This is a genomic window from Brevundimonas sp. DC300-4 (assembly GCF_049897365.1).
GTDB lineage: Bacteria > Pseudomonadota > Alphaproteobacteria > Caulobacterales > Caulobacteraceae > Brevundimonas.
Genome location: NZ_JAFCWC010000002.1, coordinates 440,728 through 453,224, shown reverse-complemented (window position 1 = coordinate 453,224; position 12,497 = coordinate 440,728). Strand labels below are relative to the sequence as shown.

Here is a 12,497-nt window from a genome sequence, read left to right as displayed (position 1 = left end):
CGAGGGAACCAACCGACATGGTTGTATCTTTCAAAAAGACCGCAGAGTGTCAGTATCATCGTAATGACCATCACTGGTCATCGCTAGGACACCGCCGCCTGCGTTTCTCTTTCCAAATCAACGATTTCAAAGACCAAGACCGGAAGAACCGGCCCCACTGTTTAACGCCGGTGAACGGCGGAGGCGGCGATGTAGTCGCCTCGTAAGTCTGTGTCAAGAACTTCTTTTAGAAGAAGTTCCCAGGGTCGAACCGACCCGGAGGTCGGCGGAGGCGGCGATGTAGTCGCCTCCGATTTCTGCGTCAAGTTGTTCTTTTGAAAGAGAACTGTCGGCGTTTCCGGCCCCCTGGAGGGCGGCGGAGGCGGCTTCCTAAGGAAGGCCGAACCCCGTGTCAACCGGGCTTTTCAGCCATTCCGCGGAGACGAAAACCGAAGCCTTCAGTCCACAAAATACCACCCGAGGAAAGCCACACTGGCTTCCCCGTTTCGTTACCGAGGCGATTCGATTGGAGCGCGGAGATTATGTGGAACCGGCCGTGGAAGCAAGGGTTTTTAGTCCCCGTTTTCCTCCGTGTCCCTGGCGACTTGCGTCCCCGGGGCCCCGGTGGCCAGCCCGTCTCCGAGCGAGGTGGCGATATACGCAGGGGCATCTTCGTCCGCAAGCGGCATTGTTGTGGCGCACGAAGATTCACACCGAGTCCGGTTCAGCGAGCCTTGTCGCTCAGCGGATCAACCCGCGGCTATATAGGTCCGCAGGCTCTCGGCCTCGTGTGTGGCCTCGGCGATCTGGCACTTCACCACGTCACCGATAGAGATGACGCCGCTCAACCGGTTGTCCTTCAACACCGGCAGATGGCGGATCCGGCGATCAGTCATCCGCCCCATCAGAATCGCGACCGTCTCGCCCGGCTCGGCGAAGACGACGTCTCTGGTCATATAGGCGGACACGGGCCTGGCGAGGCCGGCGGCTCCGTCGGCGGCGACAGCCTTGACGACATCTCTCTCCGAGATGACGCCGACGACGCGGTCGCCGTCGCAGACGATCAGGGCGCCGACACGCCGGCTGTCCAGCTCGACGCAGGCGTCCGAGACGGAAATGTCGGGCGCGACGCTGAACACATCGCCTCCCTTGCTCTTGAGGATTTCTGCGACCAGCACAGTGCGGCTCCTTCCCTTATGTTCTTGGGAACGGCCGTCGGCCGAAGGACCGAAGCCGCTTCAGGCGAGAGGATCGCCCAGACCGCCCGACGAATCAAACCTTTCGTCGGGCCGCGCGAACAGACGCGCCAGGGGGCCGATGGCCAGAATGCCGAACAGGAAGCCGAAGGCGTGAGCCTCCCAGGCGATTCTCGCGCCCTCGGCGCCGGGCGCGAACCCGATCAGGCCGACGACGGCGTTGATGCCCATCCAGGCGATGGAGGTGGTGATGACGCTGCGGTTGGTCAGGGGCAGGACCCGCCCTCCCCCGCCCAGGAGGCGAGTCGCAGCCCCGATCAGACCGAACACCGCGCCCGATGCTCCGACCAGCGGATCCGGGCTGCCGAGGTGGACGAGGCCATAGCCCAACGTCGCAAAAATTCCGGCGCATATATAAAGTGCGAGAAACACCCCTGCGCCGACCGGTCCACGGAAAAGTCTCGCGACCGGCGCGCCGAATGTCAGGGCGGCGATCGCATTCATCAGGGCGTGGACCCAGCCGCCGTGCACCAGCATGGAGGTGAACAGTCCGCCGTAGCGCCCCTCGCCGAGATCGATCGGAGCGAAGGCCAGCCCCAGCCAATTGTCGCGCGACCGCCCCTGAAGGACGTAGAGCGCCGGCATCGAGGCAGCCAGCAGCACCGCCAGCAGCGGCGCATTGAAGATGCGTTCCCTCGGGGGCGGACCGGCGAATCGGTCGGGCATCGGCTCCATCCCGCTCAAATGCGGAAAGGGCTGACCAATCTCAAGCTCTTCTTGAGGACGATCAGCGCCGCCCCCCTTATGACTGTTCAGGTTTTCGGGCTGACCATCCGACCGGGCGATCAAGTGGGTGGCCCAATTCGGACGAGCCACTGCGATAATTGGACGGGCCCACCGTCAGGCCAGCAGCGTTTTGCGCATTAAGCGCAGCAATAAGCGCTTCTTAATAACCATAACGCACTTTGGCACGCGGACCGCGACGTGGCGGCCGTTAACCGTGTTCGCGTGGGATTGGCCGAAATGCCCTTCAAAAGGACGTTCATCGCCCTGCTGACCGTCGCTTTGGCCGCTCCGGGCGCAGCCTTGGCGCAGACGAGCGGCTCGGCCGGCCTGTCGAGCATGCAGAACGGCTACGGTGGCTCCCGGCAATCGGTGAGCGCGGCCCAGACCGGATCGACCCGCGACCAAAACGGCAATCGCCTGATCGTCGATGGAATCATCCAGGCCGGCGCCTCGGCCTATTCCCGCCAGTCCGGCGGCGTGTCGAACACATACTCCGGCGGCGTCGGCGGCTCGCAAGGCACGACGATCGCGGGCTCGACCGCCATCGGCAACAATCTGAACGTGGTGGTCCAGGGCAGCCACAACACGGTCATCGTCAACTCGCGCCAGACCAATACAGGCAATGTCACTGCCCGAACGGATCTGACCGGCACCCTGACAGGCTTCGAATGATCGTGCGCACGCTTACTCCCCGACTCCGGAGCGGCGTCGTCGCCGTCGCGGTCGCCGCAATGCTGTCCGCCTGCGTGAGTCCGGTCGCGGGGCCGAACGGCCTGTACGCCACGCCGATCGGTAATGCGCCGGTCACATCGAACCCGACGCCCTATTCGACGGCGCTCTATTGCCTGGCCGACTACGCCCGGCGCTACAACCTGCCCTCGCCGCGCATGGCGGTGGGACGGATCGCCGACTACACCGGGACTGTCTCGGCCGACGGCGGCCGCCAGATTACCCAGGGCGCGTCCCTGATGGCGATGTCGGCGCTGGCGAAGTCGGGCGCCCAGATCGTCGAACGCTACGATACCTCGATCTCGGAGATGGAACTCCGCTATGCTAACAATCGCCTTATCGGCGACCAGGGCGGCACGGCGGAGGAGCCGAACTATCGCCGGATTTTGGCCGGTCAGGTGCCGGGCTCGGACTTCTACATCGCCGGCGGCATCACCGAGGTGAACTACAACATCCGCTCGGCCGGCTTCGACGCCGCCGTGGGTGAGACCGACACCGACGTCCCCGGCTCGGGCATCATCCAGGGCAAGGTCTATGTGATGAACATCGCGATCGACCTCCGGCTCGTCCAGACGACGACGCAGGAAGTCGTCGATGTCATCTCCTACCAGAAGCAGATCATCGGCCGCGAAATCTCCGCCGGGGTATTCGACTTCCTCAACGGCAACGTCATCGACGTCTCGGCCGGCACGGGCGGGATGGAGCCGGTCCAGCTGGCGGTTCGCGCCCTGATCGAGCGCGCCACGCTGGAGATGATGGCGAATCTGTACGGCGCGCCGGGGCCAGAAGTCTGCCTCGACGCCGCCAACGACCCTCTGAACACGGTGGGCGCGACCGGCGGCTACTACGCCGCCTATGACAACACGGGAACGAACAATGGCCAGACACGCGCCGATCCGTCTCGCTGGCACGATCGCCGCGACGGCGATGTGCGTCGCAGTCGCTACTGAGGCCTACGCGCATCAGGACCGTTCGATCGTCCTGAACCAGCAGCTTCAGCTCGGCGACGTCATCGCGGGCCAGACCCTGAACGTCGAAGGCGCCGACGGAGAGGTGGCCGTGAACAACGCCGCCCAGGGCAACAGCCTGTCCGGCTCGGTCGAGAACGATTCGCTGGCCCTGACCTCGACCCAGACGATGCGCGGCAATACCCGCGCCACCACCACACTGACCCTGACCGGCGACACCGAGGGGCCGGTCAATGCGACGACCCAGGCGCGCGGCAACTCTCTGGCGGCCGGGGCCTACGGCGGCGACCTGACAATCGAATCGTCCCAGAGCGTGGAGCCGTCGGAGGTCACCGCATCTTCGACGATCACGGGATCCTCCGCGCGCCTGATCGGCGGGGCCTCGATCGGGGTCACGGCCATCGCCAACTCCATGGCCATCGGCGCGAGCGGCGCCCATGTCGAAGGCACGGTGATCCAGAACTCCGCCGCGGGCGTCCGCGCCTCCAACTTCGCCGGCACGCAGTACATCCCCGAGACCGGCGAGTTCATCAGCCAGTCGATCGGCAACTCGGTGCTGGTGAACTCCGGCCTCGCCTCCAGCCAGGACCTGACCCTCCGCCAGCGCCAGGCCGGGGACCAGGTCACCGCCTCGACCAGCGCCAACTCCGGCAATGCCTGGGACCTGGCCGGCCGGGCGCGGGCCACGGGCAACCAGGCGGTGCTCTACAATCAGGGCGGCTCCGCCGTGGTGACGACCGACCAGTCGAACCTGTCGCAGATCCAGACCGCCAGCCGGGTCACCAACTACGACTTCGGCGCGGCGACGTCGAACGCCTACGGGACGGGCAACGAGGTCTCGATCGGCAACAACGACCGCTATCTGGAGATCGACAATTCCCAGGTGAACTCCGGCGGTGTCGAGGTCTCGGCCAGCTTCGACGGCGCGAACGGCTATGACGCCCGAGTCGCAGCCGAGGCCGTCGGAAACTCCGTCACCGGCTACGCCTGTTCCCAGTGCGACGGCTATATGGACATCACCAACGCCCAGACGAACTCCGGGACCGTCTCGGCGACGTCCACGACGACGATCCGCAACCAAGGCCGCTCGGTCATCACCGGGGCCAGCGCCATCGGCAATACCGCGACCTTCTACGTGTCGCGACCCGGCTCCTGACGTAAAGTTTAGTTTACACGCGCCCCGGTTCAAGGCGATGATGCGAACAACCGGCAGGGGTTGCCGGATTCGTTTCGTCATCCTTTAGTTGAGCCGCGCCGGCCGGCGCGGTTTCGTCCACCCGGAGCCCGCATGATCAACGCCCGTCGTCTTCTTCTCGTCGCCGCTTCAGGGCTGGCGCTCCTGGCCGCCTTGCCTGCGGTCGCCCAGACTACGGCGCAGCCGTCAAACGCGTGGGCCCAGGCGACCAGCGACATTCCCGCCGACCCGGCCGTCCGCTACGGCATCCTGGCCAACGGCATGCGCTATGCGATCCTGCGCAACGCCACCCCTCCAAGCCAGGCGTCCCTGCGACTGCGCATCGACGCGGGCTCCCTGATGGAGGACGACGATGAGCAGGGTCTGGCTCACTTCATGGAGCATATGGCCTTCAACGGGACGACCAACATCCCGGAGAACGAGTTGCTGCGTATCCTGGAACGGCTGGGTCTGGCCTTCGGCGCCGACACCAACGCGTTCACCAGCCTGGATCAGACCGCCTATATTCTGGAGCTGCCGCGAACGGATGACGAGACCGTCGACGCGGCCTTTCGCATCATGCGCGAACAGGTTTCGGAAGCCCTGATGGCCGCTGATGCGATCGACTCCGAGCGGGGCGTCATCCAGGGCGAGGAGCGGACCGGCAACTCGCCGGCCCGGAGGGCCTTCGCGGCGCGGCTCGCCTTGTTGGCTCCCGGCCAGCGCGCCTCTGAACGCTTGCCCATCGGCAATATGGACGTGATCCGCACGGCGCCCCGGAACCGTTTTGTCGCCTTCTATGAGGCCTATTATCGCCCGTCGCGGGCGACCTTCCTCGCCGTGGGTGATTTCGACGTCGACCAGATGGAAGCCAAGATTCGGGGTGCGTTCGAAGGCTGGGAGCCCAGGGCGTCGGATGGCCCTGAACCGGACCTTGGCCAGGTCGCAGCACGCGGGGCCGAAACCCGCGTTCTGGTCGAGCCGGGCGTGCAGTCCACGGTGGAACTGAGCTGGATCCAGAACCCCGACCTCGATCCCGATTCCGTCGCCGAACGCCAGTCGAGGCTCATTCGCAGCCTCGGCCTCGCCGTCCTGAACCGCCGCCTTGGCGAACTGGCGCGGGCAGACAATCCACCGTTTATCGGCGCCGGAGCGCAGACCGAGACCTTCTTCGACAGTCTCGATCGGGGTTTCCTGACCGCCGCCTTCAATCCGGGCGGTCTTCAGCGCGCGCTTGAGACGATCGAGCAGGAGAAGCGGCGTCTGGTCGAGTTCGGCGTGACCGAAGCCGAGCTGGCCCGCGAGATCACAGACACCCGCGCCCGGCTGGAGAACGCCGTGGCGTCCGTTGCGACCCGCACCACGCCCGGCCTGGCCAACTCCCTGTTGAACGCCGTCAACGACGACCGCGTCTTCGTAACGCCCCAGACCACGCTCGAACTCTTCAACAGCACCCTCGAAGGACTGACGCCGGCCACGGTCAACACCGCCGTCGCCTCCGTCTTCCAGGGTCAGGGCCCGCTGGCCCTCGTGGTCACCCCGGCGCCGATCGAACGCGGCGAAGCGGCCGTGACAGCCATGCTGGAAGCGTCCCAGGCCGTGGCGGTCACCGCCCCGCAGGCGCAGGCCGCGCTTGAATGGCCATACGCCAGCTTCGGAGCTCCGGCACAGCCCACAGCCCGCCGTGAGGTCGCCGAACTGGGCGCCACGATCGTGACCTTCGCCAACGGCACGACCTTGACGGTCAAGCCGACGGCCTTCCGCGACGAGCAGATACTGGTCAGCATCCGCACCGGTCTGGGAGAGTTGAGCCTGCCGACGGACCGCAGCGATCCCCGTTCGCTGGCCGGTTTCGTCTTCACCGCCGGCGGCCTCGGCAAGCTGACGGCCGATGAGCTGAACCGCGTCCTCAGCGGCCGCATCTACGGCGCGAACCTGACGGTCGCGGGCGACGCCTATCAGCTGTCAGGAAGCACCCGCCCGCAGGATCTGGAGCTGGAAATGCAGGTCCTGACGGCATTCTTGACCGACCCGGCGGTGCGCCCCGCCCCGTTCGAGCAGATCAGGGCGCAGTGGCCCCAGATCATCGCTCAGCAGAGCGCGACCCCCGGCGGCGCCTTCGCCCTGCAGGCCGGCGCGCTTCTGGCCTCCGGCGACGCCCGTCAGGCCCTCCCGACGGCGGCGGCCGTGGCCGCCTGGTCCAACGACCAGCTCAAGTCGGATCTCATCCAAGGCCTGTCGCAGGGGCCGGTCGATGTCGTGATGGTCGGTGACGTGACCGTCGACGCCGCGATCGCCGCCGTGGGCGCGACCCTGGCCGCCCTGCCCGCCCGCGGCCCCGCGCCGACGCCGCCGGTCGGTGGGGATATCCTGCGCTTCCCCGCCGGCACGGCCGAGCCCGTGCGTCTGACCCACACGGGGCCGGCCGAACAGGCGCTGGGCTATGTCGCCTGGCCGACGACCGATTCGATCGGCGACGAGACAGAGTCCCGCAAGATTCGCCTCCTGGCGGCGGTGATGGAACTGCGGGTCCTGGAGGAGATTCGCGAGAAGCAGGCCCTGGCCTATTCGCCCGGGGTGAGTTCGTCGTCCTCGGACGTCTATGCCGGCTACGGTTCGGTGTCGGTGACAGCCCAGACCACGCCGGAGAATCAGGGGCCGTTCTTCGCGGCTGTTGATACGATCGCCTCCTCGCTGCGCGACGCGCCGATCACGGAGGACGAGCTGACGCGGGCCCGGGCTCCCATCATCGAATCGTTGCGCCGCAGCCAGGCGGGCAACGAGTTCTGGCTGGGCGCCCTCGAAGGCGTCGCGGCCGACCCCGGCGAGGTCGAGCAGATCACCACCCTGATCACCGACTTCGAGGCCGTCACCCCGGCCGACATCCAGGCTGCGGCGCGGCTGTATCTTGTCCCGGACAAGGCGTGGGAGGCCTCGGTCGTCTCGGCCACTGCCCCTGCCCAGTAGGACGAAAAAGGCCCCGGGGCTTTCGCTCCGGGGCCAAGTCTTCACTCAGGATCGCCGGCGATGACCGACGATTGAACATTACGCCTCGGCGGATGCGCCCAGGCTGAACGGGGCGTTGTCGCCCGTTCAGGTTGGCGTTCAGGTCGAAATCAGAACACCCGGCCGCCGACCCCGCCGTCCAGCATCATGGTTGCGCCGACGATCGAGGCGCCCTGTGCCATGACCGTCTCTTCGCGGTATTCGGTGTAGATCTCCTCGCGGATCCAGGTCACCACCTTCACGCCCGCGCCATAGCGGCGCAGCAGGGACCGCTCGTTGCAGTCGCGTTCCGGGCGCTGGACCCGGCAGGTGATCTCGCCAGACCGGTCGCGCCACAGGGCGTTGCCCTTCTCGCAGGCGAAGGTCTCGCCGCCCTGGCCGCCGTTGCTGACCTGGCCGGACCACTCGGACCATGTGACCTGCAGATGGGTGCCGGCGATGCAGCGGAACAGTTCGCCCTCATAGCTGTCGGCGATGTCGCGGTCCGGAATGACCTGGGACGCGGGATGCGGAATCTCGCGGTCGTCGATGCAGAAGGCCTGGATGACGACGCGCTTTTCCCAGCGACGGCGGGCCTCGTAGGGCACGCGGACGACCTGGGCGACGGCCCCGGCCTCGACGTTCAGGTTCTGGATAACCGTGGGATAGGGCTGATCGACGTTGAAATAGGCCGAGCCGCCGCCACCGCCACGCAGGTTGCCGTAACCGCCGACGCGGGCGTTTATTCCCGCGCGCGCCGACGCTGAGGCATTCGCGTTGGCGTTCACATTGACGTTGATGTTGATGTCGCCCGGCGGCGGGTAGTCGGGCGGCCCGGGATGGGTGCAGCAATCCGGCGGAGGCGGCGGAGGGGGCGGCGGCGGCGGCGGGTTGCAGCCCGTGTCGCAGGGCGGCGGCGGCGGCGGCGGACAGCCGGCCGTGCACTGGGCCGAGCCCGCGGCGCTGGCCAGGCTCCAGAGGCCGACGGCGCCGGCAAGGGCCGGCAGCCAGGTCTTTATCCGCACCCGCATGGGCTGGGCTCCTGCAACAGTTCGACGGCGTCGCGCGGGGCGCGGGCCGGTTCAGCCTGACATCTGGCGGCAAAGGTCTTTCGTTTCCGTTGCCAAGGCGATGGTCCGGCCTTTGCGCGAGGCCTCTCGGAGGCGAGAGCGATGTTCCATCCCGGCACGCAAAATCTGATTGACCACTGGGCGGCCCTGCCCGAGGCCGGGCGGATCCCTGAGCGCACGGCCTTCGATCCGATGCGGCTGGGACGGCTGGTCCCGCAATTGTTCAGCGCCGACCGCGCTCTGGAAGGCGCGACCTTCCGGCTGGCCGGCGCCTGGGTCGAAACCCTGCACGGCCGCCCGATGCGCGGGATTTCATGGCTGGAGCTGTGGGCCCCGGAAAGCCGGCCGCTGGTGGCCAGCGCCGTCGTCCAGACCTTCCGGGAGGCCCGGCCGGTTGTCATGGTCGCCGAGGCCGCGCGGCTGAGGGGCGTGCTGGAGATCGTCATCGCCCCGATGCGCCGGCCCGACGGGACCGCGGATCGTCTTGTCGGCCTTTATCAGCCGGTGGCCGAACAGGAGCGCCGCCGCGAGGCCGTCGGCGCACTGACGGCGCGACTGTCAATCGGCGTGGGGACGCAGAGCCGCGCGCCGCTGACGCTGGCCGCACTGGATGGGCGCAGGATCGCTTAATTCGTCTCCTCCCCCGTCGCTATGCGACAGGGAGGAGACTTTGGGCATACCGCTTCCAGTTCTGCACATAGTGCTGCGCCGACGCCGTCAGGGCGGCGATCTGGCCTGCGTCCAGTTCGCGGATGACCCTCCCCGGCTGGCCCATGACGAGGGAGCCGTCGGGGATCACCTTGCCCTCCGGGATCAGGGTATTGGCGCCAATCAGGCAGTCCCTTCCGATCACCGCCCGGTTCAGGATGACGGCGCCGATGCCGATCAGACTGTTGTCGCCGACCGTGCACCCGTGGAGCATGACCTTGTGCCCCACGGTCACGTCACGGCCGATGGTCAGGGGCGAACCGGGGTCGGAATGCAGGACGCTGCCGTCCTGGATGTTGGTGTTCTCGCCAATGGTGATCGGCTCATTGTCGCCGCGCACAGTCACCCCGAACCAGACGCTGGCGCCCGACCTCAGAATCACGTCTCCTGCGACGACAGCATTGTCCGCGATCCAGTATTCGCCCTCAGGCGGAAGCTGCGGTTTCTTGTCCGCCAGCGCATAGATCGTCATGGAAGTATCACCTTATTCTTAAGCAAATGAGGGCTTTAACCCTTCGCTAACCACGATAGCATCATTCTGTTGATGCGATTCGAGGTCGCCATTTCGGCCCCGAGTCCGAAGCCGGATCAATCCCGGTCCGGTCAGAGCCTTGGGGGCGTGCGTGACGCGTTCGGGTATGCGGCGGGTTCTCCCGCTGGATGTGGGATACATCTCCGACCCCGGATGCCGCTTCTGCGTCTCCCCTCTCCTCCCCACCCTCGTTCGAGGCGATGCTTTCGCAGCATCGCCTTTTTTCATGCCCTGGAGGCACTGATGGCCAAGCGCGCAACCCTGAAGCGTCAAACCCGCGATGGAGGGGCCTTCGACGGACCCGACTATGGACAGGATGCGAAGATCCGCCGCCTGCCGACTCCGCACACGCGGAGCGCATGGTCGCCACATCCGTCCAATGATGACAGGGACCAGGCCTATCTGAAGACGCTGAAGCCCAAGTCCGAGGGACAGGCCGAACTGCTGAACGCCATCGACACCCACAACCTCACCGTGGCGCTGGGCCCGGCAGGCACGGGCAAGACCTATCTGGCGGTCGCCAAGGCGGTCGAGGCGCTGGAAGCCGGCAAGATCGGCCGCATTGTCCTGTCGCGCCCCGCCGTCGAGGCCGGCGAATCGATCGGCTTCCTTCCCGGGGCCATGGAGGACAAGCTCGCGCCCTACCTGCGCCCCCTGTACGACGCCCTGTCCGATCGCCTGACCATGAAACGGGTCGGGGCGCTGATGGCCGAAGGGCTGATCGAGATCGCGCCGGTCGGTTACATGCGCGGCCGCACCCTGAACAACGCCTTCATCGTCATCGACGAGGCCCAGAACTGCACCTACGTCCAGCTCAAGATGCTGCTGACCCGACTAGGCTGGCATTCGACGATGGTGGTCACCGGCGATCCCGGCCAGACCGATCTGCTGCCCTCGCTGTCGGGCCTGGGGGACATCGCCCAGCGTCTGGAGGCGGTGCCGGAGATCGCGGTGGTGCGTCTGGCCGAGGGCGACATCGTCCGTCACCCGCTGGTTGCGAGCATGATCGGGGTCCTCTGACCTCACCGACCGGACAAGGAAAAGGCCGGCGGATCGCAGGATCCGCCGGCCTTCTTCATTTTAGACTGCCGTTCAGCGCTTCTTCACGCCGTCCAGGCTCCAGGCGCCGGGGCCCGAGGTGACGAGGTAGAGGAAGATGAAGCTGAACAGGATGGCCGCGTCACCACCGTTGACGGCGGGAAGCCGAACAGTTTGATGACGCCATGGGCGAGGAAGGTCAGACCCGTGACGATGCGGAGGATCGCCAGGCCTTCGGGTTGCCAGCGGGAGGCGCCGTTGAAAAAGTTCATGTGTTTCATGCCTGTCTGTTCAGGAACGCTTTGAAACACGCGGTCCGTATAGCAACGCTACGCCAAACGGACCGTCGGACAAGTCAGCCCTTGGTATTAGGCCGCGTCGACCAGGACGATCTCTGCGTCGTTGACGGCCGTGACCGTGATCGTCGCCTCGTTCGAGATGGCGGCGCCGTCGCGAGCGTTCAGACGAACGCCGTTGACCTCGACCTCGCCGATCGCCGGCACCAGATAGCCGCGACGGGTCTCCCCCAGCGGATAGGTCGCGGTCTCGCCGGCCTTCAGGGTCGCGCCGACGATGCGGGCGTCGGTCCGGATCGGCAGGGCGTCACCGTCGCCCTCGAAGCCGGAAGCCAGGACGACAAACTGACCGGCGCGGTCACCCTTGGGGAAGGGTTTGGCGCCCCAGGCCGGGGCTTGGCCGCGTTTTGTGGGCTCGATCCAGATCTGGAAGATGCGGGTCAGGGTCGGCTCGGCATTGTACTCGGCGTGACGGATGCCGGTGCCGGCGCTCATCACCTGAACGTCGCCCGCCTCGGTGCGGCCCTTGTTGCCCAGGCTGTCCTCGTGGGTGATCGCGCCTTCGCGGACGTAGGTGATGATCTCCATGTCCGAGTGCGGATGGGGCGGGAACCCCGAGCCGGCCGCGATCTCGTCGTCGTTCCAGACGCGCAGATTGCCCCAGTTCATACGCGAGGGGTCATAGTAGTTGGCGAAGGAGAAATGGTGTTTGGCGTTCAGCCAGCCGTGGTTGGCGCCGCCCAGGCTCTCGAACGGTCTGCGCTCGATCATTGAAGTCTCTCCGGCCGCAGGACGTCCCGCAGCGCTGTTGCTAGGACGCTAACATAGGGGGTCGGAAGAGAACTGCAACAGTTGTAGTATCAGAAAAGATCTCTTCCTCTCCCGGTGGGAGAGGGAGAGCGCGCACGGCGGCGATAGCCGCCGTCCTGGCGCGGTCGGGTGAGGGGCGTGAGTCGCCGGGAACGCACGACCCTCACCCTTTCGGCTTCGCGCATCGCTGCGCTCCGCGAGCCTCAAGCCCTCTCCCGACGGGAGA

At 66.5% G+C, this 12,497-nt stretch carries 12 protein-coding genes and 1 pseudogene; 7 read left to right on the top strand and 6 right to left on the bottom strand.

Annotation, left to right across the window (positions count from 1 at the left end; all coding sequences use genetic code 11):
- Window positions 1-206, top strand: a pseudogene (locus ACP7AZ_RS05710) (hypothetical protein); the annotation flags it as partial.
- 522 nt (window positions 207-728) lie between these two features.
- Here ACP7AZ_RS05710 and ACP7AZ_RS05705 read toward each other — a convergent pair.
- A complete protein-coding gene (locus ACP7AZ_RS05705; RefSeq protein WP_426036894.1) occupies window positions 729-1,157 on the bottom strand; it encodes a CBS domain-containing protein in 429 nt (142 codons plus the stop codon).
- Between the two features lie 60 nt (window positions 1,158-1,217).
- Window positions 1,218-1,901, bottom strand: a complete 684-nt coding sequence (locus ACP7AZ_RS05700; RefSeq protein WP_426036892.1) for a rhomboid family intramembrane serine protease — start codon at window positions 1,899-1,901, stop codon at window positions 1,218-1,220.
- 297 nt (window positions 1,902-2,198) lie between these two features.
- Here ACP7AZ_RS05700 and hfaA point away from each other — a divergent pair, with 297 nt between their 5' ends.
- The 4 genes from hfaA (at window position 2,199) to ACP7AZ_RS05680 (ending at window position 7,799) form a co-directional block, all read left to right on the top strand.
- Entirely contained in the window at window positions 2,199-2,633 is a 435-nt protein-coding gene (hfaA, locus tag ACP7AZ_RS05695) for a holdfast anchoring protein HfaA (protein ID WP_426036890.1), read from the top strand.
- The gene (hfaB, locus tag ACP7AZ_RS05690; protein ID WP_426036888.1) at window positions 2,630-3,640 is read left to right on the top strand and encodes a holdfast anchoring protein HfaB; all 1,011 of its coding nucleotides are present in this window, start codon (window positions 2,630-2,632) and stop codon (window positions 3,638-3,640) included. The genes hfaA and hfaB overlap by 4 nt, the downstream gene beginning before the upstream one ends.
- Window positions 3,567-4,814 (top strand): holdfast anchor protein HfaD, encoded by a 1,248-nt coding sequence (gene hfaD / locus ACP7AZ_RS05685; protein WP_426036886.1) that lies wholly within the window; start codon window positions 3,567-3,569, stop codon window positions 4,812-4,814. The genes hfaB and hfaD overlap by 74 nt, the downstream gene beginning before the upstream one ends.
- Window positions 4,815-4,946: 132 nt before the next feature.
- Window positions 4,947-7,799, top strand: coding sequence for a M16 family metallopeptidase (locus ACP7AZ_RS05680; RefSeq protein ID WP_426036884.1), 2,853 nt, complete (start codon window positions 4,947-4,949; stop codon window positions 7,797-7,799).
- A 149-nt stretch (window positions 7,800-7,948) separates the two neighbouring features.
- On the opposite strand, the gene ACP7AZ_RS05675 is transcribed toward ACP7AZ_RS05680, so the two are convergent.
- The gene (locus ACP7AZ_RS05675) at window positions 7,949-8,848 is read right to left on the bottom strand and encodes a hypothetical protein (protein ID WP_426036882.1); all 900 of its coding nucleotides are present in this window, start codon (window positions 8,846-8,848) and stop codon (window positions 7,949-7,951) included.
- Between the two features lie 141 nt (window positions 8,849-8,989).
- On the opposite strand from ACP7AZ_RS05675, the gene ACP7AZ_RS05670 reads away from it, so the two are divergent.
- Complete coding sequence (locus tag ACP7AZ_RS05670) at window positions 8,990-9,517, top strand: PAS domain-containing protein (protein WP_426036880.1); 528 nt, start codon at window positions 8,990-8,992, stop codon at window positions 9,515-9,517.
- Window positions 9,518-9,536: 19 nt separating this feature from the next.
- Here the strand turns inward: ACP7AZ_RS05670 and ACP7AZ_RS05665 are convergent, their stop codons facing one another.
- Window positions 9,537-10,067: a gamma carbonic anhydrase family protein gene (locus ACP7AZ_RS05665; protein WP_426036878.1), complete on the bottom strand. Its 531-nt coding sequence runs from the start codon at window positions 10,065-10,067 to the stop codon at window positions 9,537-9,539.
- A 291-nt stretch (window positions 10,068-10,358) separates the two neighbouring features.
- Here ACP7AZ_RS05665 and ACP7AZ_RS05660 point away from each other — a divergent pair, with 291 nt between their 5' ends.
- On the top strand, window positions 10,359-11,147 hold the full coding sequence (locus tag ACP7AZ_RS05660; protein ID WP_426036928.1) for a PhoH family protein: 789 nt from the start codon (window positions 10,359-10,361) through the stop codon (window positions 11,145-11,147).
- A gap of 83 nt (window positions 11,148-11,230) precedes the next feature.
- On the opposite strand, the gene ACP7AZ_RS05655 is transcribed toward ACP7AZ_RS05660, so the two are convergent.
- Complete coding sequence (locus ACP7AZ_RS05655) at window positions 11,231-11,437, bottom strand: DoxX family membrane protein (protein ID WP_426036876.1); 207 nt, start codon at window positions 11,435-11,437, stop codon at window positions 11,231-11,233.
- A 96-nt stretch (window positions 11,438-11,533) separates the two neighbouring features.
- Window positions 11,534-12,232, bottom strand: a complete 699-nt coding sequence (locus ACP7AZ_RS05650; RefSeq protein WP_426036874.1) for a pirin family protein — start codon at window positions 12,230-12,232, stop codon at window positions 11,534-11,536.
- Window positions 12,233-12,497 lie beyond the last annotated feature (265 nt).

What these genes read in the sequence shown, in the direction of transcription:
- ACP7AZ_RS05680 (WP_426036884.1), top strand. Translation starts at nt 4,947, where the DNA reads ATGATCAACGCCCGTCGTCTTCTTCTCGTCGCCGCTTCAGGGCTGGCG.
- ACP7AZ_RS05665 (WP_426036878.1), bottom strand. Translation starts at nt 10,067, where the DNA reads ATGACGATCTATGCGCTGGCGGACAAGAAACCGCAGCTTCCGCCTGAG.
- hfaB (WP_426036888.1), top strand. Translation starts at nt 2,630, where the DNA reads ATGATCGTGCGCACGCTTACTCCCCGACTCCGGAGCGGCGTCGTCGCC.
- ACP7AZ_RS05670 (WP_426036880.1), top strand. Translation starts at nt 8,990, where the DNA reads ATGTTCCATCCCGGCACGCAAAATCTGATTGACCACTGGGCGGCCCTG.
- hfaD (WP_426036886.1), top strand. Translation starts at nt 3,567, where the DNA reads ATGGCCAGACACGCGCCGATCCGTCTCGCTGGCACGATCGCCGCGACG.
- hfaA (WP_426036890.1), top strand. Translation starts at nt 2,199, where the DNA reads ATGCCCTTCAAAAGGACGTTCATCGCCCTGCTGACCGTCGCTTTGGCC.
- ACP7AZ_RS05675 (WP_426036882.1), bottom strand. Translation starts at nt 8,848, where the DNA reads ATGCGGGTGCGGATAAAGACCTGGCTGCCGGCCCTTGCCGGCGCCGTC.
- ACP7AZ_RS05650 (WP_426036874.1), bottom strand. Translation starts at nt 12,232, where the DNA reads ATGATCGAGCGCAGACCGTTCGAGAGCCTGGGCGGCGCCAACCACGGC.
- ACP7AZ_RS05655 (WP_426036876.1), bottom strand. Translation starts at nt 11,437, where the DNA reads ATGAACTTTTTCAACGGCGCCTCCCGCTGGCAACCCGAAGGCCTGGCG.
- ACP7AZ_RS05700 (WP_426036892.1), bottom strand. Translation starts at nt 1,901, where the DNA reads ATGCCCGACCGATTCGCCGGTCCGCCCCCGAGGGAACGCATCTTCAAT.